Origin of the sequence: Thalassotalea sp. PS06 (genome assembly GCF_007197775.1) — a bacterium.
Classification (GTDB): domain Bacteria; phylum Pseudomonadota; class Gammaproteobacteria; order Enterobacterales; family Alteromonadaceae; genus Thalassotalea_A.
Map to the genome: position 1 here is coordinate 1 of NZ_CP041638.1, position 22,706 is coordinate 22,706.

The 22,706-nt window shown below is 44.2% G+C and carries 17 protein-coding genes; 12 read left to right on the top strand and 5 right to left on the bottom strand.

Translation table 11 applies throughout. The features are described 5' to 3' along the window. The 6 genes from dnaA (at position 1) to glyS (ending at position 9,273) form a co-directional block, all read left to right on the top strand. Positions 1-1,368: a chromosomal replication initiator protein DnaA gene (dnaA, locus tag FNC98_RS00005; RefSeq protein WP_143579338.1), complete on the top strand. Its 1,368-nt coding sequence runs from the start codon at positions 1-3 to the stop codon at positions 1,366-1,368. Between the two features lie 13 nt (positions 1,369-1,381). Beyond that, on the top strand, positions 1,382-2,485 hold the full coding sequence (dnaN, locus tag FNC98_RS00010; protein ID WP_143579339.1) for a DNA polymerase III subunit beta: 1,104 nt from the start codon (positions 1,382-1,384) through the stop codon (positions 2,483-2,485). Continuing rightward, on the top strand, positions 2,485-3,564 hold the full coding sequence (gene recF, locus FNC98_RS00015; RefSeq protein ID WP_143579340.1) for a DNA replication/repair protein RecF: 1,080 nt from the start codon (positions 2,485-2,487) through the stop codon (positions 3,562-3,564). The genes dnaN and recF overlap by 1 nt, the downstream gene beginning before the upstream one ends. Positions 3,565-3,644: 80 nt before the next feature. Next, positions 3,645-6,080, top strand: coding sequence for a DNA topoisomerase (ATP-hydrolyzing) subunit B (gyrB, locus tag FNC98_RS00020; protein ID WP_143579341.1), 2,436 nt, complete (start codon positions 3,645-3,647; stop codon positions 6,078-6,080). Positions 6,081-6,269: 189 nt separating this feature from the next. Further along, positions 6,270-7,208, top strand: a complete 939-nt coding sequence (gene glyQ / locus FNC98_RS00025) for a glycine--tRNA ligase subunit alpha (protein ID WP_143579342.1) — start codon at positions 6,270-6,272, stop codon at positions 7,206-7,208. Next, a complete protein-coding gene (gene glyS / locus FNC98_RS00030) occupies positions 7,198-9,273 on the top strand; it encodes a glycine--tRNA ligase subunit beta (RefSeq protein ID WP_144035392.1) in 2,076 nt (691 codons plus the stop codon). The genes glyQ and glyS overlap by 11 nt, the downstream gene beginning before the upstream one ends. A 109-nt stretch (positions 9,274-9,382) precedes the next feature. On the opposite strand, the gene tusA is transcribed toward glyS, so the two are convergent. Continuing rightward, on the bottom strand, positions 9,383-9,640 hold the full coding sequence (gene tusA / locus FNC98_RS00035) for a sulfurtransferase TusA (protein WP_143579343.1): 258 nt from the start codon (positions 9,638-9,640) through the stop codon (positions 9,383-9,385). 396 nt (positions 9,641-10,036) lie between these two features. On the opposite strand from tusA, the gene FNC98_RS00040 reads away from it, so the two are divergent. The 4 genes from FNC98_RS00040 to FNC98_RS00055 all read left to right on the top strand — a co-directional run bounded on the left by FNC98_RS00040 (position 10,037) and on the right by FNC98_RS00055 (position 15,774). Continuing rightward, complete coding sequence (locus FNC98_RS00040) at positions 10,037-11,986, top strand: transglycosylase SLT domain-containing protein (protein ID WP_143579344.1); 1,950 nt, start codon at positions 10,037-10,039, stop codon at positions 11,984-11,986. 103 nt (positions 11,987-12,089) lie between these two features. Continuing rightward, the gene (gene pepQ, locus FNC98_RS00045) at positions 12,090-13,409 is read left to right on the top strand and encodes a Xaa-Pro dipeptidase (protein WP_143579345.1); all 1,320 of its coding nucleotides are present in this window, start codon (positions 12,090-12,092) and stop codon (positions 13,407-13,409) included. Between the two features lie 96 nt (positions 13,410-13,505). Next, on the top strand, positions 13,506-14,120 hold the full coding sequence (locus FNC98_RS00050) for a YigZ family protein (protein WP_143579346.1): 615 nt from the start codon (positions 13,506-13,508) through the stop codon (positions 14,118-14,120). Between the two features lie 202 nt (positions 14,121-14,322). Next, positions 14,323-15,774 carry a TrkH family potassium uptake protein gene (locus tag FNC98_RS00055; RefSeq protein WP_143579347.1) on the top strand — a complete coding sequence of 484 codons (1,452 nt, stop codon included), beginning with the start codon at positions 14,323-14,325 and terminating at the stop codon, positions 15,772-15,774. A gap of 68 nt (positions 15,775-15,842) precedes the next feature. Here FNC98_RS00055 and trkA read toward each other — a convergent pair whose 3' ends face one another. From trkA to def, 4 genes are read right to left on the bottom strand one after another with little or no spacing between them, the layout of a single operon-like run. Next, entirely contained in the window at positions 15,843-17,219 is a 1,377-nt protein-coding gene (gene trkA / locus FNC98_RS00060) for a Trk system potassium transporter TrkA (RefSeq protein ID WP_143579348.1), read from the bottom strand. 39 nt (positions 17,220-17,258) lie between these two features. Then, a complete protein-coding gene (gene rsmB / locus FNC98_RS00065) occupies positions 17,259-18,611 on the bottom strand; it encodes a 16S rRNA (cytosine(967)-C(5))-methyltransferase RsmB (RefSeq protein ID WP_143579349.1) in 1,353 nt (450 codons plus the stop codon). A 2-nt stretch (positions 18,612-18,613) separates the two neighbouring features. Beyond that, positions 18,614-19,585: a methionyl-tRNA formyltransferase gene (gene fmt, locus FNC98_RS00070; protein ID WP_143579350.1), complete on the bottom strand. Its 972-nt coding sequence runs from the start codon at positions 19,583-19,585 to the stop codon at positions 18,614-18,616. Between the two features lie 32 nt (positions 19,586-19,617). Next, positions 19,618-20,133: a peptide deformylase gene (gene def, locus FNC98_RS00075; protein ID WP_143579351.1), complete on the bottom strand. Its 516-nt coding sequence runs from the start codon at positions 20,131-20,133 to the stop codon at positions 19,618-19,620. Positions 20,134-20,434: 301 nt separating this feature from the next. Here def and FNC98_RS00080 point away from each other — a divergent pair, with 301 nt between their 5' ends. Further along, on the top strand, positions 20,435-21,550 hold the full coding sequence (locus FNC98_RS00080; RefSeq protein WP_143579352.1) for a LysM peptidoglycan-binding domain-containing protein: 1,116 nt from the start codon (positions 20,435-20,437) through the stop codon (positions 21,548-21,550). 60 nt (positions 21,551-21,610) lie between these two features. Beyond that, the gene (gene dprA / locus FNC98_RS00085) at positions 21,611-22,705 is read left to right on the top strand and encodes a DNA-processing protein DprA (RefSeq protein WP_143579353.1); all 1,095 of its coding nucleotides are present in this window, start codon (positions 21,611-21,613) and stop codon (positions 22,703-22,705) included. Position 22,706: the final 1 nt, after the last annotated feature.

Consider the following 22,706-nt stretch of genomic DNA (forward strand, 5'->3'; position numbering starts at 1 on the left):
GTGGAAGATTCCCTCTGGCAAAGCTGTTTATCAATTCTCGAAGAAGAATTACCAGCTCAACAATTTAGTATGTGGATCCGTCCACTGCAGTGTGAAGTTGCAGGCAACGTGATGACGCTCTACGCACCAAATCGATTTGTTTTAGATTGGGTTAGAGAAAAATATCTTGGCCGGATAACCCAATTAGTAGCTTTACAAAACCCTAATCCGCCAGAAGTGCGTTTCGATGTAGGTAGTAAACCTGCTGCAGCGAAGCCTGTGGTTAATCAGAATCCAGTGCCTGCGCCGGCAGGGCTATCCGCTGGTGTTGCAAGCTCTTCAGGCGCTGTTGTACCCAATATTCCCAAATCCACCAATGTCCGCGATAAATATACCTTCGATAACTTCGTTGAAGGTAAATCAAACCAACTTGCGCGTGCCGCCGCATCTCAGGTAGCAGATAACCCAGGACAGGCTTATAACCCACTATTTATTTACGGTGGCACAGGGTTAGGAAAGACACACTTATTGCATGCTGTTGGAAATGGTATATTGAGGAATAAGCCGAATGCCAAGATTGCGTATATGCACTCAGAGCGATTTGTGCAGGATATGGTAAAAGCTCTGCAGAATAATGAGATTGAAAAGTTTAAGCAGTATTACCGAAGTGTTGATGCTTTGCTTATCGATGATATTCAGTTTTTTGCCAATAAAGAACGAACTCAGGAAGAGTTTTTCCACACCTTTAATGCCCTATTAGAGGGTAATCAACAAATCATTCTTACCAGTGACCGTTATCCCAAAGAAATTACCGGCGTCGAAGACAGACTAAAATCCCGATTTGGTTGGGGCTTAACCCTTGCAATTGAGCCACCAGAGTTAGAGACCCGGGTGGCGATATTAAAACGCAAGGCTCAGGAAAGTCAGATTAACCTTGCCGATGAGGTTGCTTTTTTCATCGCTAAGCGTCTTCGTTCTAACGTCCGTGAGCTCGAAGGCGCATTAAACCGGGTTATTGCAAATGCTAATTTTACTGGTCGCCCAATTACCATCGACTTTGTTCGTGAAGCGCTGCGAGATTTGCTGGCATTACAGGATAAACTCGTTACCATAGACAATATCCAAAGAACGGTTGCTGAGTACTACAAAATTAAGGTGGCAGACATCTTATCGAAACGTCGCAATCGTTCTGTCGCTAGACCACGGCAGATAGCCATGGCATTGGCGAAAGAATTAACTAGCCATAGCTTACCGGAAATTGGTGACGCTTTTGGTGGAAGGGATCACACGACGGTTCTGCATGCGTGTAGAAAAGTGAAGGCCCTTCGTGAAGAAAGTCATGATATAAAAGAAGACTATTCAAATTTAATAAGAACGCTATCATCGTAGCAGGGAGATCAGAATGAAGTTTTCATTAAATCGAGATGTATTGCTTAAGCCACTTTTATTGGTTTCGGGTGCTGTCGAACGAAAAAGCACATTACCTATCTTAAGCAATATACTTTTGGATGTAAGTGGGCAATTACTTACCTTGATCGCTACGGACTTAGAACTTGAAATGGTTGCGCAAACGCAAATAGATAACCAAGGCGGTGATGGTAAAGTAACCATTCCGGCTAAAAAACTACTCGATATTTGTAAGAGCCTCCCTGATCAATCAACCATTACTTTCGAGCTTGAGGGTGACAATATCATCATTCACTGCGGACGCAGTAAATACTCTCTAGCCACACTTCCTGCCAATGATTTCCCAAACATTGAACAATGGCAGGGCGACATTGAATTTGATATCAACAAATCACAATTATTGCGTTTGATTGAAAGTACGCACTTTTCAATGGCTAACCAGGACGTTCGCTATTACCTAAACGGTATGTCTATCGAAACCGAAGGCAATGAGATCCGTTCTGTTGCCACCGATGGTCATCGCCTGGCGATCTGTAAAATCGCCGATGACAACTTACAGTTACCAACTCGACAGGTTATCGTGCCTAGAAAAGGTATTTTAGAGATAATTCGCTTGCTCGACCCCGTCGATGAGCCAGTAAAAATCTATCTTGGTTCAAATCATATCCGTATTGTTGATACTGAGTTTTCATTCACCTCGAAGTTAGTCGATGGTCGCTTCCCGGATTACCGTCGTGTACTGCCGCGTAATGGCGATAAAGTATTATTGGCGCAGCGTGATGAGCTAAAGCAAGTGTTGTCGCGTGCATCGATTCTCTCCAATGAAAAATTCAAAGGCGTTCGTCTTAATTTTGGTAGTAACGAATTAAAGATCACGGCGAACAACCCAGAGCAGGAACAAGCGGAAGAATACCTGGAAATTGATTTTCCATACGAAGAATTAGAAATCGGTTTTAACGTAAGCTACATCCTTGACGTATTAAATGCGGTTAAGGAAGAGGGGATTAAGTTTACTCTTTCTGACGCTAACTCAAGTGTAGTCATCGAAGGACAAGAGTCCGGCGAAGCACTTTATGTGATTATGCCAATGCGCCTGTAATGAGTATCAAGAAACTTTATGTCGAGAATTTTCGCAATTTAAGTATTCAGAACAGTGAATTTGAACCTGCCCTAAATTTTGTCCTGGGTGACAATGGCAGCGGCAAAAGTAGCCTGTTAGAAAGCATCTTCTTTCTGGGGCATGGCAAATCGTTTCGTACTACGAAACTAGAAAATTTAGTAAATAGCGATGCGGATAATTTTACCGTATCCATAAAAGATGACCGGGACTCACAATTAGGGGTAAGCCGTTATCGCGATGGCAAATGTACCATTAAAGTAAATGGTGCACCCGAGCACAGGTTGTCGGAACTGGCAAAACACATTGCCGTACAAATTATCACGCCGGAAACGTTTAAACTGTTTTTTGGTGGCCCGAAGGAGCGAAGACGCTTCGTCGATCTTGGAATGTTTCACGTGGAACATATGTTTGTAGAACTGTGGCGTGAATTTCGAAGAGTGTTGTTACAGCGCAATGCCTGTTTAAAAAATGGCGTAAGAGGGCAGCAATACGATTACTGGACCCAGCTTTTTGTAGAACAGTCAGAAACGCTTGCGCAAATGAGGCAAAGCTACATCGAACAACTCAATAATGAGTTACAGATTTGGCTGAAAATATTGCTTCCTGAATTATCCGAAGGCATAGCTCTTCATTACAGCAAAGGCTGGAGTGATAAATATCAGCTAGCGGATTTGCTGGTAGATGCTGAAGATAAAGAACGCCAATACGGTTACAGCAGCTATGGCGCACAAAAGTTTGATGTGAAGTTTCATTATCAAAGAATGTCGATAGAACAGGTGTTGTCCCGAGGGCAACAAAAAATGTTCCTGATGGCGTTAACGGTTGCTCAGGCAACACTGATTTTTAACCAGCAACAGGTTAGACCGATTATTTTAATCGACGACATAGGTGCTGAATTAGATATAGGCTCGCGGCAACGTTTAGCCGCAGCTATCGAAGAATTACAATGCCAGGTGTTTATCACGGCTATTGAAAAAAGTGCTTTGGAACCCATATTTCCCAAACACAATAAATATAAAATGTTTCACGTGAAACATGGCATAATAAGCGAAGTTTAAAAACCGCTTGCTCGGTAATTAAAATTCGAACACTACGAAGTTCCAGAGCATTTGCCCTGGCAATAACATAGGCAATTAGAATGACAGAACAAAGTTATGATTCGTCCAGTATTAAGGTCTTAAAAGGTCTCGATGCGGTACGTAAAAGACCAGGGATGTATATCGGTGATACCGACGATGGTACCGGTTTGCACCACATGGTATTTGAGGTTTTAGATAACTCTATCGATGAGGCATTGGCCGGACATTGTAGTGATATTGTTGTAACCATTCACGGTGACAACTCGGTTTCCGTTAAAGATGATGGTCGTGGTATTCCTACGGATATTCACCCGGAAGAGGGGGTGTCTGCAGCGGAAGTCATCATGACCGTACTTCACGCCGGTGGTAAATTCGGTGGTGAAGATTCTGGTTATAAAGTTTCCGGTGGTCTTCACGGTGTTGGTATTTCTGTTGTTAATGCATTGAGTTCCAAGCTTGAGCTAACCATCCGCCGTGCGGGTCAGGTGCATGAGCAATCTTACTCAATGGGTGTTCCTGATAAGCCGCTAAAGGTTATTGGTGAAACTGAGAAAACGGGTACCCAGGTTCGTTTCTGGCCAAGCGCAGAAACCTTTAGCGATACCGTCTTTCATTATGACATTCTTGCCAAACGTATTCGTGAATTATCCTTCCTGAACTCAGGTGTCTCTATTCGCTTAGTTGATGAGCGTGATGGTAAAGAAGACCACTTCCATTATGAAGGTGGTATTCAGGCGTTTGTTGATTACTTGAACACTAACAAAACACCTGTTAATGAAGAAGTTTTCTATTTTGATTTAGCACGCGAAGACGGCATTGTGGTGGAAGTGGCGATGCAGTGGAACGATGGTTTCCAGGAAAACATCTACTGTTTCACCAATAACATTCCACAACGTGACGGTGGTACGCACTTAAGTGGTTTCAGAACGGCTCTTACCCGTACTCTGAATACCTACATGACCAAAGAAGGCTTGAACAAGAAAGCTAAAGGTGGTGGTGAAACCAATGCCAGCGGTGATGACGCCCGTGAAGGTCTGACTGCCGTTATCTCAGTAAAAGTACCTGATCCGAAATTCTCTTCACAGACCAAAGATAAGCTAGTTTCTTCTGAAGTAAAAACTGCAGTAGAACAAGCCATGGGTGAGAAGCTAGGTGAATACCTTCTTGAAAACCCTGCGACGGCAAAAACCATTATTATGAAGATTATTGATGCAGCGCGTGCTCGTGAAGCTGCTCGTAAAGCCCGTGAAATGACTCGCCGTAAAGGTGCATTAGATATCGCCGGTTTGCCGGGTAAGCTGGCGGACTGTCAGGAGAAAGACCCAGCACTTTCCGAACTATATATTGTGGAGGGTGACTCTGCGGGTGGTTCAGCCAAGCAGGGGCGTAATCGTAAGAACCAGGCAATTTTGCCACTTAAAGGTAAAATTCTTAACGTAGAAAAAGCACGTTTTGATAAGATGATTTCTTCTCAGGAAGTTGGCACATTAATCACGGCACTAGGTTGTGGTATTGGCCGTGATGAATACGATCCTGATAAGATGCGCTACCACTCAATCGTAATCATGACCGATGCTGATGTCGATGGCTCGCACATTCGTACCTTGCTGTTGACCTTCTTCTATCGTCAAATGCCAGAAGTGATTGAGCGTGGTTACATCTACATTGCCCAGCCACCACTTTATAAAGTGAAAAAAGGTAAGCAGGAACGTTATCTTAAAGATGATGAGCAAAAAGAAGCATACTTCACTACCTTGGCCCTAGAAAACTCTTCTATCCACGTGAATGAAAATGCGCCTGGCTTATCTGGTGTGGCGTTAGAGCAACTATTTAATCAGTACCGCGATACCCAGGCGATTATTAGCCGCGTATCTCGCCAGATCCCTGAGAGCATCCTTCAGCAATTAGTGTATGCACCAATTGCTGAACAGGGTGATTTTGCCGAGCAAAGCAAAGCTGAAAGTTGGACCGAAAGCCTAATCGAGTTGTTAGAAGAAAATGGTGATAAGGGCTCTTTGTACAGCGCTGAAGTTGTTAAAGATAACGAGCGCAATATCTACTACCCGGCAATTACGGTTCGTATGCACGGTATTGATAGCGTTTATAACCTAGGTTATGACGTCATCCACTCTTCAGAATTTAAAGCCATTATGGAGCTAAACAAAGCGATTAACGGCTTAATGGAAGAGGGTGCTTATGTGAAGCGTGGTGAGAAAGTTCATCCGGTGAGTTCATTTGTTGAAGCCCGTGCCTGGTTGATGAAAGAATCTGAGCGTGGTCAATATATCCAACGTTATAAAGGTTTGGGTGAGATGAACCCAGAGCAACTTTGGGAAACGACGATGGATCCGGAAACTCGTCGTATGCTTCAGGTTACCATTGAAGATGCAATTGCTGCTGATCAGTTGTTTACCACCTTGATGGGTGATCATGTTGAACCACGTCGTAACTTCATCGAAGACAACGCTCTTAATGTAGCAAACCTGGACGTGTAGATACTTCCAGACTGCCTCTTTCAAAAAGCCCGGTTTTCCGGGCTTTTTTTGTATATAGTCCTAACTTCCAAAAATATTGAACAAAAATTGTCTAGAAAAGGGCGACTGCCCCTAGGCTAAAGTAGGGCTTACCGTTATAATTACCGCCATTTTCAAATACTAAACGTTCTATATAGGTTTTCTGGATACATGAGCACAAGCACATTTGATATCAAAACTTTCCAGGGACTAATTCTGAAGCTTCAGGAATATTGGTCTAAACAAGGTTGTGTAATCGTACAACCGCTGGATTTGGAAGTTGGAGCAGGGACATTTCACCCCATGACATTTTTACGCTCTATTGGTCCTGAGCCAATGAGCAGTGCTTATGTGCAACCTTGTCGTCGTCCGACCGATGGTCGTTATGGTGAAAACCCGAATCGCCTACAGCATTATTATCAGTTCCAGGTAGTTCTAAAACCATCTCCGAAGAACATTCAGGATCTATATCTTGGTTCTTTGCAGGAGCTAGGCCTGGACTTATTAGTGCATGATATCCGCTTCGTTGAAGATAACTGGGAATCACCAACACTTGGTGCCTGGGGACTTGGTTGGGAAGTTTGGTTAAATGGTATGGAGATCACCCAATTTACCTATTTCCAGCAGGTAGGTGGTTTAGAATGTGCACCGGTAACCGGAGAGATCACTTATGGTCTTGAGCGCTTAGCTATGTACATTCAGAACGTTGATAGTATCTATGACCTGGTATGGACCGATGGTCCTATGGGTAAAATTTATTATCGTGATGTCTTTCATCAGAACGAAGTAGAGCAGTCTGCTTACAACTTCGAGCATGCTGATGTCGATGCGCTATTTAATCAGTTCGATGTTTGCGAACGTGAAAGTGCCAAACTGATCGAATTAGGTCTTCCACTTCCCGCTTATGAGCAGGTGATGAAAGCTAGCCATGCATTCAATCTGTTAGATGCCCGTCACGCCATTTCTGTGACCGAACGTCAGCGTTATATCCTACGAGTGCGTACATTAGCGAAAGCTTGTGCAGAAGCGTACTACGCGGCTCGTGAAGAGCTAGGTTTCCCATTATGTAAAAACGCGCAAGCAGCAGAGGAGAAATATGATGTCTACTAATACTCTCCTGATTGAATTGGGAACCGAAGAGTTACCACCAAAGTCACTTAAAAAATTAGCTACAGCTTTCTATCAACAGGTAACGGATCAGCTAAATGCCGCTGAGTTATCTTTTGATGATGCTAAATGGTTTGCCTCTCCTCGTCGTTTAGCGTTGCAGGTTTCAGGTCTTATTGACAAGCAAGCGGATAAAACCGTAGAAAAGCGTGGTCCTGCGGTAAATGTTGCCTTTGATGCCGATGGCAATGCGACTAAAGCTGCTCAAGGTTGGGCACGTTCCAATGGTATTACCGTAGACCAGGCTGAGCGTCTTACTACGGATAAAGGCGAATGGTTATTACACATCGCCAGCCAACCTGGTAAGTCTGTACAGGAATTGATTCCTGTGATGGTCAATCAGGCGGTGAGTAAACTTCCTATCCCTAAGCCTATGCGATGGGGTAGTAGCCGTATCCAGTTCATCCGTCCAGTGCACACCATCACTATGATGTATGGTAGCGAAATCATCCCGGGTGAAGTGCTTGGTGTTGCATCATCAAACCAATTACTTGGGCACCGTTTCCACCATCAGGGCTTAGTGACCTTAGATAGTGCCGATAATTATCTTTCAGCATTAGAATCAGCGTATGTTATTGCTGACTTTGAAGTACGTCGTGACAATATCTCTAAGCAAATTCTTGCTGCTGCTGCGGACATGAATGCAGAAGCGCTGCTTGATGATGACCTGCTTGATGAAGTCACTGCAATCAACGAATGGCCAACAGTCCTTGTTGGTACCTTTGATGAAGAGTTTTTGCAGGTTCCGGCGGAACCTTTGATTTATTCGATGAAGGATCACCAGAAGTATTTTCCGGTTCAGGACAAAGACGGCAACCTGATTAATAAGTTTATTTTCGTTACTAATATCGAATCGAAGCAACCTCAAGAGATTGTAAAAGGTAATGAGAAGGTTATTCGTCCGCGCCTGGCCGATGCTGAGTTCTTCTTCAAAACCGATAAGAAAGTAAGCCTTGAGTCTCGTTTAGAAAGTCTTGCCAGCGTACTGTTCCAGAAGCAGCTAGGTACGTTGAAAGACAAGTCTGAGCGTATTGCTGCATTGAGCCGTTCAGTTGCTGAAAAAGTACAGGGCAATCAGATTAGTGGCGACGAAGCGTTTCGTGCTGGTTTGTTAAGTAAGACCGATTTGATGACGGAAATGGTTTTAGAATTCCCAGAAGTGCAGGGCACTATGGGTAAATACTACGCGCGTCATGATGGTGAAGCTGAAGCGGTCGCTCAGGCATTAGAAGATCAGTACCGTCCTAAGTTCTCTGGTGATACGTTGCCGGAAGGGGTAACGGGCTGCTGTGTGGCAATCGCCGATAAAGTCGATTCTTTAGTAGGTATCTTCGGTATTAACCAGCCACCAAAAGGTGACAAAGACCCGTTTGCTTTACGTCGTGCTGCTATCGGGTTAATCCGTATCATCATTGAAAAACAATTAACCCTGGATATTAAAGAGTTAATTGCAGACAGCATCGCCGCCTATGGCGATAAACTGGTAAATGAAAATACCGCTGCTGATGTGATTGATTTCATCATGGGCCGTTTCCGTGCTTATTATCAGGAGCAGGGCATCAGTGTTGATGTTATTCAGGCGGTACTTGCTAAGAAACCAACAGCGCCTCTTGATTTTGAACAGCGCATCAAAGCGGTAAGCCACTTTAAAGCATTACCTGAAGCTGCAGCGCTAGCAGCGGCGAACAAACGTGTTGGTAATATCCTGGCGAAATTCGATGGCGAATTGTATCCAGCATTTAAAGCGGAACTTGCAACTGAAGCTCAGGAACAGGCGTTAGCATCAGAATTTAACGCCCTGAACGGCCAGCTAGAGTCGTTATTTGCAAACAAAGACTACCAACAAGCATTAGCGCTGTTATCAAGCCTACGCGAGCCTGTTGATGCGTTCTTTGATAATGTAATGGTTATGGCTGATGATGAAGCGATTAAAGTCAATCGTTTGACGTTACTGAGCCAGATTCGCGAGAGCTTTTTTAATATCGCCGATATTTCTTTGCTCCAATAATACTGAGCCACGAACAAAAAAAGCACCTTCAAGGTGCTTTTTTTATGTCTGATAGATCTTCTTGGTTGCCATCGCTTAGGTCGAAACCTTTGAGCTTTAACTTACTTGGTTACTTTTTTCGGATCAGATATCGGTAGGGCGCACCTTCCACTTCCTTCGCAACTAACTCGTGTTCCATAAACTCACAAAAGCTTGGTATATCTCTGGTTGTAGAAGGGTCGTCAGCGATGACCAACAGGGTCTCGCCGGTATCTATTTTGCGGATATTCATCCGTACCATCATCACCGGTTCCGGGCACCGAAGCCCCAGAGCGTCGAGGGTATGATTGGCCTTATCAAAAGCCGAGTTAAAAGCTGATTCAGTCATCTTTTTTCACAGAAAAACGAAATTATTCGCGTATTTTAATGTCTATCTATACGAATGCACGTGTTAATCGGTTTTAAATCCAGATTAACACTTTATTCTTACAAATTAAGCTACCTTGTTAACCAGATTTGAACTAGTCTAGAGTTGCTTTGTTAGTTTCATTGACCCTGTGTTAATACCAATCACACTAAGTTTGTGCACAACTCAGAGTTAGGGCAGAGGTTCATTTACGGCCCTATGGGTGAGTTTTAAAGGCGTTTATCCTGCGTTACTGACTTTGACAATGGAGTAACCATTCTCTGCAATCAAAGCCTTGTCTAAACGCCTTTAAATTCTCACTGAGTGAGCAATAATTTAATGTGATTGGTATAAGTAGTATTTTTGCGTGTCTGTAGTATGAAGTTTATATCAAAATATTTTCCCCTTATCTCAGTATGTAGTTTTTCCCTGTTAACGGCGACAAGTTCTCTGGTTTATGCAACCACATCTACGACTAATCCCGAGTGGCTTGAAAAACGTGATACTTATTCCACATTGATAAAGAAAAAGTTCAAGCTTGATTCTAAAGCCTATGAAAAAGCATTGAAGGAGCTCGAAGATTATCCGCTGCAACCTTATTTTGTTCGCAATCAAATTACCAAAAACCTGTCATTAAAAAACGAAAAGCACGTAGCTGCTTTTCTCGATGAATATCAAAACTCACCATTAGACTGGACATTGCGTCGCGCCTGGTTGGGGTATTTGGCAAGGCAAGGGGCGGGGGAAAAATACATTGAATATTTCCGTCCAACCAGTGATGCCACTCTTACCTGTCAGTTTTATCGTTTCCAATTAGAGCAGGGAGTAGATCCTGAACAAGTGTTAACCAATGTTGAAAAACTTTGGTTAAAGGGGCGTTCACAACCGAAAGCCTGTGACCCACTATTTAAAACCTGGAAACAGGCCGGTTTTAGAACCGATGAATTACTGTGGCGACGAATACTGCTGGCAGAAGGTACTTCCCAGCCTAAGCTTTCAGCATATTTACAGCGCCAGTTAACGGACGAACAGGATTATCTGCTCGAAGTATTTCGAAAGGCTAAAATCGAACCAAAAACCATTGCTGACTTTAGTGCGCTAACCAAACGCAATGAGCAGGAAGGGGACGTCATTGTTTATGCATTAACGCGTATGGTCTGGGACGATGAAGTTGCCACTATGGCGATTTTTGATAAAGCGGATCAGCAGCAGCGATTAACCGAACAGCAGCGTAAAAAAGTATTAAGCCCATTAGTGACGGCATTGGCCCGTTCTGAACATGAAGAAGCGACAACCTGGTATGCAAACCTTGACCGTCAATATATCAATGATGGGGCGTTGCAATGGCGCATTGCTTATCTGCTGCGAAGTAAAAACTACGAAGGCATTCTTGATGAGATTAATCTTCTAAGACCTGATATTCAGGCAAAAAATCAATGGCAATATTGGCGCGCCCGCAGTTTGCAGGAGCTTGGTCGTAAAGGCGAGGCGCGAATCATCTATCGTGAACTTGCCAGAAAACGCAGTTACTACGGTTTTCTAGCCGCAGTCCGTTTGGGTAATTCCAGTCAGATTAATCATCAACCCTTAGTTATTGATGATCGCGACAAAGAAGATTTACTTACCGATGAGCCGGGTCAGCGAGCCTTAGAGCTATTTCATCTCGATCAATACATATTAGCGAGACGGGAGTGGTATTACTGGATGCGGGATTTAGATGAAGAGCAAAAGCTCATTGCCGCACGAATCGCTTATGAGCAGGGCTGGTACGATCGCAGTATTTACTCGTTGTCGCAACTAGGCAGTTTAAACGACATCGAAATTCGTTTTCCAATGCCGTTTGCCAGTGTATTTACCGAAGCTTCTGAGCAGTATGAAGTCGATGAAGCATGGGCTTATGCGATTGCCCGCAAGGAAAGTCTGTTTATGAGTGATGCGGCATCAAGCGCAGGCGCTTTCGGTTTGATGCAGGTAAGGCCGATGACGGCTAACTTTTTACGCAAATCTGCCAGTGGATTTAGTAGTTGGCAATTACTCGATGTCGATACCAATGTCGATATTGGTTTTAACTATCTTAATTACCTGATGGAACGTTTTGACCAAAATGTCTTGCTAGCTACTGCCGCTTACAATGCCGGACCTGAAAAAGTAGTGCGTTGGCTTGAGAATAATCAGTCTTTGCCAGCCGATGTCTGGGTGGAATCAATTCCATACCGGGAAACCCGGGATTATGTGAAAAGTGTTCTCGCTTACACTGAGATCTATCGTCATCGTCAGGAGAAAACCAACAATCCATTTCTCGATTTAATCACCCAGAACATACAGTAAATAGAGGGTCATATTATGGTCGGTTGTTTATCCCAGACGATAAGCTATGTTAACATCACCGCCCAAAACGAGTTTTCACCAGAGCATGAAAGGATTAACATCTATGTCATCATTTGCCAGTTTATACCCGCAACATATTGCTGAACTGCAAAAACGTACTGCGACCGCGTTAAAGCGTCATGGTGCTTCATCATTAGTGATTCATTCTGGGCAACCAGGCAGAATTTTCCTTGATGACATGAACTATCCGTTTAAATGTAATCCACACTTTAAGCATTGGCTGCCAATAACCGAAACACCAAATTGTTGGGTAATTGCCAACGGCGAAGACAAACCAACCTTGGTATTTTATCAGCCGCTGGATTTCTGGCACAAAGTAACGCCACTTAAAGAAGACTTCTGGAACAGCCATTTTGATATTAAAGTGATCAGCAAACCTGATGAGATAAAATCCTTATTGCCTGCTGATTTAAGCGGTGCGGTTTATATCGGTGCCCATGAAGAGCTGGCGAAAGCGCTGGGCTTTAGCCAGTTTAATGCGCAGCCTGTGCTTGATTACTTACATTATCATCGAGCTTATAAAACCGATTATGAACTTGAATGTATGCGCCAGGCCAATAAGTTGGCGGTAGCAGGTCACATTGCGGCGAAAAACTGTTTTTATGAGCAGGGTTCTGAATTTGATATTCAACTGGCGTATTTGAATGCGACAGGGCACGGTGAAAACGATGTGCCCTATGGCAATATCATCGCCTTAAATGAGAACGCGGCAATTCTTCACTACACGGTATTAGAGAAACAAAAGCCTCAGAAATATCACTCTTTTTTGATTGATGCCGGAGCCAGCTTTCACGGATATGCTGCGGATATCACCCGCACCTATGCGTTTGCACAAAACAAGTTTGCTGAGTTGATTACGGCGATGGATGAGATGCAAAAACGTTTAGTGACCAGATTAAAACCCGGTGCCAGCTATGTTGACCTGCATATTGAAAACCATCGCCAGTTGGCGCAGCTCCTCGTCGATTTCGATTTTGTTCGTTTATCTGCAGATCAGGTGTTCGAACAGGGCGTTACGCGTTACTTTTATCCCCATGGATTAGGTCATCATCTTGGTCTTCAGGTTCATGATATGGGTGGGTTTATGAGTGACGAGAATGGTAACACCGTAGCTGCTCCTGAACAGCATCCTTTCTTACGTACCACTCGTGGAATCGAGAGTAAGCAAGTGTTTACTATTGAGCCTGGCCTTTACTTTATTGATGAGTTTTTAACGAACTTGTCGAAAAGTGACGTAAATTCAGCAATCAACTGGTCTTTAATTGACGAGATGAAAAAGTTTGGTGGCATTCGAATCGAAGATAACGTCATTGTCCATGATGACGGTATTGAAAATATGACTCGTGATTTAAATCTCGCTTAAACCTTATTGTCTATTTGTCGTAATACCTGTTGATACAAGTGATGGAAATCTAGATTCCATCACTTATCACTTTGTTAAATACACCATCAGGCACCAATGAATTCAAAACCCTATCTGGTTCCCAGTGATTCCATTGAACACACCACCGAAGTGCTAAAAAGCCAATTTATCTGTGCGCTTGCCAGGTGCCAGAGCGCCGAAGAGTGTAAACAATTCATCGCCTCGGTCCGGGAGAAATACCCAGACGCTTCTCATCATTGTGTGGCTTTTGTTTATGATCGCCCTGAAAATAGCCAAAGTTACGGGTTTAGTGATGATGGTGAACCGAGTGGTACCGCTGGTCGTCCGATGCTCGCGGTTTTGCAAGGGACGGAAGTCGGCGAGATTTGTGCCGTGGTTACCCGTTATTTCGGTGGCACTAAACTTGGCACTGGTGGATTGCAGCGAGCCTATGGTGGCAGTGTGCGTGAAGCATTGCAGCATTTAACCACGCAATTAATTGTTCCAAGTATCGACATTGAGTTTGAGTGCTCGTATCAACATCTAAAAGACGTTGAGCATTGTTTGAAACTCAATACCGGCCGAATCGTTTCCCAGGAATTTGCCGAGTCTATATTGCTAACGGTTTCTCTTCCTATGGATAAAGCACCAACGTTCAAACGTGAAGTTATTGAACTAAGCAGTGGCCAGATCCAATTCGCCGAAGAATAGGTAATACCAATCACACTAAGTTTGTGCACAACTCAGAGTTAGGGCAGAGGTTTAGTTACAACATAGATTTCATTGATATAGTCATTCTATATTGATGAAGGTATAACAATTCTCCTTCTCCTTCTTTCTATTTCAACGGGTTAGGCATACAATCATTTTAAAGCTAGTTATGTATTTGCCCGATAACAACAACAATTAAGCCATGCAGTATTTAAACATCATCCGAATTCTTGGCCTTTTGGTAACCATTCTTAGTGTTACCATGTTGCCGCCTGCATTGGTTTCCCTGATCTATCGGGATGGGGGCGGTGTCGCGTTTTTGATGGCATTTTTCCTTTGTTTGGTGACCGGCTTTGCCTTTTGGTACCCAAATCGTAATGAAAAGGGTGAGTTAAGGGCTCGTGAAGGTTTCTTGATTGTGGTCCTGTTCTGGACCGTATTGGCAAGCTTCTCAGCGGTGCCTTTGATGCTGCTGGATAATCCATCGTTAACCACGACCGATGCTTTCTTTGAGGCATTCTCCGGCCTGACAACAACCGGTGCCACGATTCTTACCCATATTGACGGCTTGCCCCATGCGGTGCTCTTTTATCGTCAACAACTACAGTGGTTAGGTGGTATGGGGATCATTGTTTTAGCGGTCGCAGTATTACCTATGCTAGGTGTTGGTGGCATGCAGCTTTATCGGGCGGAGACTCCGGGGCCGGTTAAAGATTCAAAAATGACCCCCAGGATCGCTGATACCGCTAAGCATTTGTGGTATATCTATCTGAGCTTAACGATTTTATGTGCCCTGGCTTATTGGCTTGCTGGAATGAGTCCGTTTGATGCCATTGCCCATTCATTCTCAACCATTGCTATCGGTGGCTTCTCCACCCATGATGCCAGTATCGGTTATTTTAATAATCCGATGATTAACCTAGTCTGTGTCTTCTTCCTAATTGTTGCCGGTATTAACTTTGCACTGCACTATGCGGCGATTCAGAGTAAGAGTATACGAACCTATATCTTTGACCCTGAGTTTAAGATTTTCATTTCGATTCAGGTCATTCTAACCCTGACTTGTTTTGTCGTTCTTATAGCATCGGGTTACAGCCAAAGTTATGAAAAAGCCTTTGATGATGCATTATTCCAGGCGGTTTCTATCAGTACTACCGCAGGTTTTGCTACCACAAACTTTTCCGACTGGCCAACCCTATTGCCGTTAATGCTTATTTTTGCCAGCTTTATCGGTGGCTGTGCTGGTAGTACCGGTGGTGGTATGAAAGTTGTGCGGGTAATTCTGTTATACCTGCAGGGTATCCGAGAGCTCAGTCGTTTGATTCACCCTAAAGCCATTATCAATATTAAACTTGGTCGCAAAGCTCTACCGGACCGTGTCGTTGATGCTATCTGGGGTTTTTTCAGTGCCTATGCGGCGATATTTATTATTTGCATGCTGTTACTGATAGCGAGTGGCATTGACGAATTTACGGCGTTTACTGCGGTCGCTGCCTGCTTAAATAACTTAGGCCCTGGTTTAGGTGAGGTGGCATCGAACTTCTCCAGTATCAATGACTTTTCAAAGTGGGTATTGATTATCGCCATGTTGTTTGGACGACTGGAAATCTTTACTTTACTGGTATTATTCCTGCCTTCATTCTGGCGTGATTAATTTCAATAAAGAATCTTGATGATATTGCTGGCGATAATGATTTATGCCAGCAACTTGTCGGGGTTTTGTTAGAAGAATATTGCGCTAACCGCGAACAGCTTCTCTACCTGGTGAATATATTTCTTGTCTACAAGAAACAGAATGACGTGATCGTCCGATTGAATCACGGTTGTGGAGTGGGCTATTAATACCTGATCGCCGCGAACGATGGCACCGATAGTGGTCCCAGGTGGTAATTTGATATCCTGGATCTCACGGCCAACCACTTTTGATGATTGCTCATCACCATGAGCAACCGCTTCAATCGCTTCTGCCGCACCACGGCGCAAACTGTATACATTAACGATATCGCCTTTACGAACATGGGTAAGAAGGGCCGAAATCGTTGCTTGCTGCGGAGAAACGGCGATATCCAGATCACTACCATGAATCAAATCATGGTACGCCCCGCGCTGTACCAAAACGATAGTTTTTCTGGCGCCTAATTTTTTCGCCAGCAAAGCCGACATAATATTGGCTTCATCATCATTGGTAACAGCAATAAACACATCCATCTGATCGATATGCTCTTCTAATAGCAACTCGGTATCCGAGGAATCTCCGACAAATACCAAAGTTTCATCGAGATCGTTGGCAATTAATTCGGCGCGTTTCGGATTGCGCTCAATAATTTTTACCTGATGATTATCTTCCAGCATCCGAGCCAAACCTGTGCCGATATGTCCTCCGCCGGCGATCATAATTCGCTTGTAGGCGGATTCTAATTTTTGCAACTCGCTCATTACCGCGCGAATATGATTAGTTGCCGCCAGGAAGAATACTTCATCATCGGCTTCAATAACGGTTGTACCTAAAGGTCGAATGGGCTTACCGTTACGGTAAATTGCTGCCACCCGGGTATCAATATTAGGAATGTGATCGCGAATCGTCGATAGGGCATGGCCTACTAGCAGGCCGCCATAATAGGCTTTGATGCCAACCAGTGAAATCTTACCGCCAGCAAATTCACGCACCTGCAAGGCGCCAGGGTAGTTAATCAGACGGGCAATATCTTTGGTCACCAGTTGCTCTGGTGCAATAATGTGATCAACCGGAATGTCCTGGTTGTGGAACAGCTTCTTTTTGTATTTAAGAATTTGCTCGGAGCGGATCCTGGCAATTTTGGTTGGTGTATCGAAGACGGTGAATGCTATCTGGCAAGCCAGCATATTGGTAGCATCATCACTAGTTACAGCAATTAACATATCCGCATCTTCTGCACCGGCTTTTGCCAGTACATCCGGGTGACTACCGTGTCCGGTAACCACCTGCAAATCCATTTTATCCTGTAACTCCCGCAGTTTATCGGAGTCTAAATCTACCAGGGTGATATCATTTTGTTCACCAACCAGATTCTCCGCTAATGTACCGCCGACCTGACCTGCACCGAGTATGATAATTTTCATCGTCTTTACTTAACGTCTTGTTATTCTTTTAATTTACGCTTAATTAGCTTTTTTGCCTAGTCTGGCATAATAAAAACCATCCTTCGAGTCCTGACCGGGTAATATTTGCCAGTCATTACCATGCCCCGCACCCAGTTGAAGCCATTCGGCATCGTCGGTGTTGGCGACGAACTTCTCAACTTGCTGGCGATTTTCCTGCGGTAAAATCGAACAGGTAGCATAAATCATGGTACCACCCGGTTTTAGCGTAGACCAGACGGCTTGTAGAATCTGCTGTTGCAGCTCTACCAATTTATCGATATCACTGCTGCGACGTAACCATTTTATATCCGGATGCTTGCGAATAACGCCAGTGCCGGAGCAGGGGGCATCGAGTAATATGCGATCAAATTGTTGCCCATCCCACCAGGCATTGGTGTCACTGGCGTCAGCACAAACTATGTCAGCAGATAACTTGAGTCGCTGCAGATTGTCAGCAACTCGATTCAAACGATGCTGCTCAACATCAAGAGCTGTTACCTTGCTGTTGTTATTGGTTAATTCGAGAATATGGCAGGTTTTGCCGCCAGGCGCTGCACAGGCATCGAGAATATGTTCATTCTCTTGTCCTTGAAGAAACACGGCCGCATGCTGCGCGGCACCATCCTGAATGGAAACGAAACCATCGGAAAAGCCGGGCAGGGTGTTAACGTCACGTGCATTTGCTAATCGAATCGCCTGCGAGTGTTTGTCCCTATGGGAAACTTCGATTTCTTCCGCGTTTAGTAGCTTAATATAATCGTCTACGGAAATTTTGCTTTGGTTAACTCTAAGCCACATAGGTGGCCGCTGCATATTGGCATCAACGATGGATTGCCAGTCGTCAGGGTAGGCGGCTTGTAAGGTCTTTAATAACCATCCTGGATGATTATATTTAACCGCATCGTTTGCATCTTTTAGCGGCTCTTCTTCACTGGTTTCATCACGCTGTACGTTGCGTAGCACACCATTAGTCAGGCCCTTCATGTGCCTGCTTTTTAAGGTGTCACAAGCGGCAACAGTCTCACTAATAGCGGCGTGATCGGGAATGCGGGTGTGTCGTAGTTGATAGATACCTACCAAAATTAAAAAATGAAAAACCCGCTGCTTACCGGTTAGCGGCTTATTGATAAATTGTCGTGATTGATATTCTAACTGTGGAAGATACCGTAAAACCCCATAACAAATTTCCTGCAATAACCCTTTGTCTTTAGGGTTGGCAAGTTTGTCCTGCGCGTTTGGCAATTCATCACCAAGCGAGCGGCCTTTATCGACTACCTGAAATAACACTTTCGCGGCAAGAGCACGAAGGTTCTTGGGCTTATTCGGCTTGCCATTGTTAGCAGTATCTTTGTTTGCGTCAGTAGCGCTCATCACTATTTATTTCCGCAAATCTGTGTGCCTGGCTCAAACCAATCAGCCCGACCATTAAGAATATCTGCGACTGCTAAAGGTTTTTTCCCCGGAAGTTGTAATTGCGTAAGAGATAGTGCGCCATCAGCGCACTGAACGGTGATACCGTTTTTATCTGCCTGGAGAATGGTACCCGGCGCCAAATCGGAATTACTTTCAATAACGTCAGCTTGCCAAACTTTAATGCGCTGTAATTGTTGCTTTTCATCTTCGAAATGAATTTGCGCAAATGGCCAGGGCTGATAAGCACGAATTTTTCGCTCGAGCACTTTTGCTTTTAGGTTCCAATCAATAATCGCCTCATCTTTGTTGAGTTTGTGGGCGTAATTAGCTTCGGCATCATTTTGCGGCGTAGCGGTAGCTGAACCATCTGCCATTTTGGCAATGGTATCTGTCAGCGCTTTCGGTCCCAATAAAGCAAGCTTGTCATATAAACTGCTACTGGTTTCGTCGTTACTGATATCACAACTTGCTTTGGCGATCATATCGCCGGTGTCCAGGCCTTCGTCCATTTGCATAATGGTCACCCCAGTTTGCGCATCGCCAGCTTCAACAGCCCGTTGGATCGGGGCCGCGCCACGCCACCGAGGTAGCAGCGAGCCGTGAACATTAATGCAGCCAAGTCTTGGAGTATCAAGGATGGCTTTAGGTAGCAACAAGCCATAGGCTACCACCACCATCAAATCGGCATCAAATTCCGCCAAGGTTTGTTGGTCGGCCAAATCTTTGAAGTTTATGGGTTGTTCAATGGTCAATTGGTGATCCATCGCCAGCTGTTTTACTGCACAAGGGGTAAGCTTTTTACCACGACCAGAGGGTTTGTCTGGTGGGCAGTAAACTGCGACTATCTCATGTTCAGAGTCGATTAAGGCTTGTAAATGACGGGCAGCAAAATCCGGTGTACCGGCAAAAATTATTTTAAGTGGTGTCGACAAGGTATGTTCCAGCGATATTGTAGTGATTCAGGTTAGCTAGCGCGCTTTTGCAGGCGAGCTTCTTTTTCAAGTTTGGATTTGATCCGTTGTCGCTTCAGTGGCGATAAGTAATCGACGAACAACACACCTTTCAAGTGATCCAGCTCATGCTGGATACAGATAGCCATCAACTCAGAGGCATCAAGTGTAAATTCATCGCCATTCTTATCCAGCGCTTTAACCGTAACTTCTGTGTTTCGCTCAACCTTGGCATAACAGCCTGGAACTGACAGGCAACCTTCTTCATTGATCATAATGTCGTCATTGCGTTCAATAATTTCAGGATTCACCAGTACAATTGGCTCAGAGCGATCATCGCTAACGTCCATTACCACGATACGCTGATGGATATTTACCTGGGTTGCCGCCAGTCCAACACCATTTTCGTCATACATGGTTTCGAACATGTCATCAATAATCTTACGGGTTTCGTCAGTTACTTCGGTTACTGGCTCGGCAACGGTTCTTAATCGTTCATCCGGAAATCTTAATACGTTTAAAATAGTCATGGTTATGAAAGAGGTTGGTCATATCTAACTTAGGGTTAATAGGGCTAATTCTAGCCGTTTTCGAATTAAAAAGATATTCGCCTTCTCGGTTTACGGGACTGATAATTGAATTGTTGAAAATCCTGGTTCGATTCAACAGACGCTTTCAGGCTCTAGTTATTTTGTCGCGACAGTGATATGTTTATTATGCCTTTATTTCTCACTGAAATCGGGCTTTAACTTGGCATAGTAAAGTGGCCAGCAACTTGTAGGGGAACTTTGTAAGTCTGCGGCTGCGTTTGCTTAAAATGGAACCAACTAAATGCTAAAAAAAATACTAATAACCACTTTCTGCATTCTGACCTCCGCGTTGGTATTGGCTGATCAGCTTACGCTTAAAGATGATGCGCCAAAAACCTATGTGGTCAAAAAAGGGGATACCCTTTGGGATATTTCAGCTATGTATCTGGAAGAGCCTTGGTTATGGCCAAAATTATGGCGTTGGAACCCGGAAATTAATAACCCCCACTTAATTTATCCGGGCGATGAGCTGCGATTAGCGTTTGACGAACACGGTCAGCCAATTCTGGTGAAAGATAATTCTGAATCCAGTGGTAAACCTGAATACAAATGGTCACCGCAAATTCGTAAACAAATCAAGGATGCGAATCCTATTACCATCTTACCTCTTGAAGAATTAGCGCCTCTGCTGAACTACTCCAACGTGTTAACTAAAGATATTTTAGATGACGCCGCGGTTGTATTAGGTGCTGACGAAAAATATAAATCTCATGTTGAAGGTGCAATTTTGTATGCCAAAGGAGATTTACAGGCAGGTAAAAGTTATGCGATTTACAAGAAGGGTGGGCCAATAATAGATCCGGAGACCGGAGAACAACTTGGCCATTATGCAATTCTTGCTGGTACCGCACGCGGCTTGCGTGATGGTAGTCTCGCCGATCGTATTCCTGCGTCGTTAATGCTGGAGAACTCCCGCCGTGAAATTCGTGCTGGCGATGTTATTCTTGAAGTGAACGAAGACCAGTTGCTACCTGCGTTTTATGCAATGCGTAATGCTCAGAGTAATGATATTCAGGCCCAGTTCATTAGCAACCACAACAATGTTCGCGAATTTGGTAAGTTTGAAATCGTACTTCTGAACAAAGGTGCGAATGCCAATATTCAGGAAGGTGAGGTTTATGCGATTGATCGCCAAAGCCCAGAAGTGATTGATACCGAAGATGGTCCTATCTACGAAGAAGATGCGTCACGTTGGTATCGTCTAACCAAAGGCGATGATTCGAAAGATAGATATCAGATGCCGATTGAAAACATTGGTCATCTTGTGGTTTTCAAAGTTCAGGAAAAAACCAGTTTTGCCGTAGTATTAGCTACCACCAAACCGGTAAGACTAACCGATATGGTTACTGCCCCATAAGCAGTTAAAAGAAGGGCCTACGGGCCCTTTTTTATTTTGGCAGAACCTCAGGATGAGAATATGCCAAACGACACACTTTACTGGCTGGCGCTGCATACGTTAACCGGTATCACTACCCAACAAAAATTGTTGCTTACGGAAAAGTATTCCATACAACAACTATTCACTTTAGATAGCTCTGAGTTATCTTCTCTTGGCTTGTCTTATCGCCAGGCTTCAGGATTATCGGTTAATCAGTTAAACCAGGCGGAACATATATTAGAGCAATGTGAACAGCTAGGTATTTCATGCGTTGCTTACAGTGACAGCGATTATCCCGTATTGCTGCAACAAATCCCAGATCCACCGTTGTTGTTATTCGTACAGGGAAATCCTGATTTGCTGAAAACCCCGCAAGTAGCTATCGTCGGTCCCCGAATGGCCAGTTATTCTGCGGTTGATCATGCTAAGGAGTTCGCTCAAGGATTGATTGAAGCTGGTTTTACAATAACCTCAGGAATGGCACTTGGTATTGATAGTGCGGCCCATCAGGGAGCGCTGCGCTGTCACGGTAATACCATTGCTGTCGTCGCTACAGGTCTGGAACAGGTGTATCCAAAGCGTAATAGACCGTTAGCTACACAGATTCTTGAAAACAATGGCGCTATCGTTTCCGAATATGTTCCTGGAACGCCGCCAAGAGCAGGCCACTTCCCAAAACGCAATCGCATTATCACCGGCTTGAGTCTTGCGACTTTGGTGATTGAAGCGGCGTTAAAAAGTGGTAGCCTGATTTCTGCCAGATTAGCGATGGAGCAAAACCGCGAAGTTTTTGCCGTCCCGGGGTCGATTAATAATCCCAATGCCAGGGGATGTCACCAGTTAATAAAATCGGGCGCTCATTTAGCGGAAAGTAACGAAGATATAACGTCTGTGCTGACGACATTTACATCAAATTTACAAGCTCAAAAAAAATCTAAAAAAATCAAAAAAATCGAATCACAAGACTTGTTTCTCGATCCATTGTTAGCTAGTGTGGACTATGAAGCAACGCCCGCAGATGTGGTTGCTTCCCGGTGTAAACTTCCTGTAGAAGAAGTGTTAACCCGGCTTACCATTCTGGAGCTAAGAGGGCTGGTTGTTGCGGTACCAGGTGGCTTCCTAAAACAAAAATAGG

What these genes read in the sequence shown, in the direction of transcription:
- dnaN (WP_143579339.1), top strand. Translation starts at nt 1,382, where the DNA reads ATGAAGTTTTCATTAAATCGAGATGTATTGCTTAAGCCACTTTTATTG.
- recF (WP_143579340.1), top strand. Translation starts at nt 2,485, where the DNA reads ATGAGTATCAAGAAACTTTATGTCGAGAATTTTCGCAATTTAAGTATT.
- gyrB (WP_143579341.1), top strand. Translation starts at nt 3,645, where the DNA reads ATGACAGAACAAAGTTATGATTCGTCCAGTATTAAGGTCTTAAAAGGT.
- glyQ (WP_143579342.1), top strand. Translation starts at nt 6,270, where the DNA reads ATGAGCACAAGCACATTTGATATCAAAACTTTCCAGGGACTAATTCTG.
- glyS (WP_144035392.1), top strand. Translation starts at nt 7,198, where the DNA reads ATGTCTACTAATACTCTCCTGATTGAATTGGGAACCGAAGAGTTACCA.
- tusA (WP_143579343.1), bottom strand. Translation starts at nt 9,640, where the DNA reads ATGACTGAATCAGCTTTTAACTCGGCTTTTGATAAGGCCAATCATACC.
- FNC98_RS00040 (WP_143579344.1), top strand. Translation starts at nt 10,037, where the DNA reads ATGAAGTTTATATCAAAATATTTTCCCCTTATCTCAGTATGTAGTTTT.
- pepQ (WP_143579345.1), top strand. Translation starts at nt 12,090, where the DNA reads ATGTCATCATTTGCCAGTTTATACCCGCAACATATTGCTGAACTGCAA.
- FNC98_RS00050 (WP_143579346.1), top strand. Translation starts at nt 13,506, where the DNA reads ATGAATTCAAAACCCTATCTGGTTCCCAGTGATTCCATTGAACACACC.
- FNC98_RS00055 (WP_143579347.1), top strand. Translation starts at nt 14,323, where the DNA reads ATGCAGTATTTAAACATCATCCGAATTCTTGGCCTTTTGGTAACCATT.
- trkA (WP_143579348.1), bottom strand. Translation starts at nt 17,219, where the DNA reads ATGAAAATTATCATACTCGGTGCAGGTCAGGTCGGCGGTACATTAGCG.
- rsmB (WP_143579349.1), bottom strand. Translation starts at nt 18,611, where the DNA reads ATGAGCGCTACTGACGCAAACAAAGATACTGCTAACAATGGCAAGCCG.
- def (WP_143579351.1), bottom strand. Translation starts at nt 20,133, where the DNA reads ATGACTATTTTAAACGTATTAAGATTTCCGGATGAACGATTAAGAACC.
- FNC98_RS00080 (WP_143579352.1), top strand. Translation starts at nt 20,435, where the DNA reads ATGCTAAAAAAAATACTAATAACCACTTTCTGCATTCTGACCTCCGCG.
- dprA (WP_143579353.1), top strand. Translation starts at nt 21,611, where the DNA reads ATGCCAAACGACACACTTTACTGGCTGGCGCTGCATACGTTAACCGGT.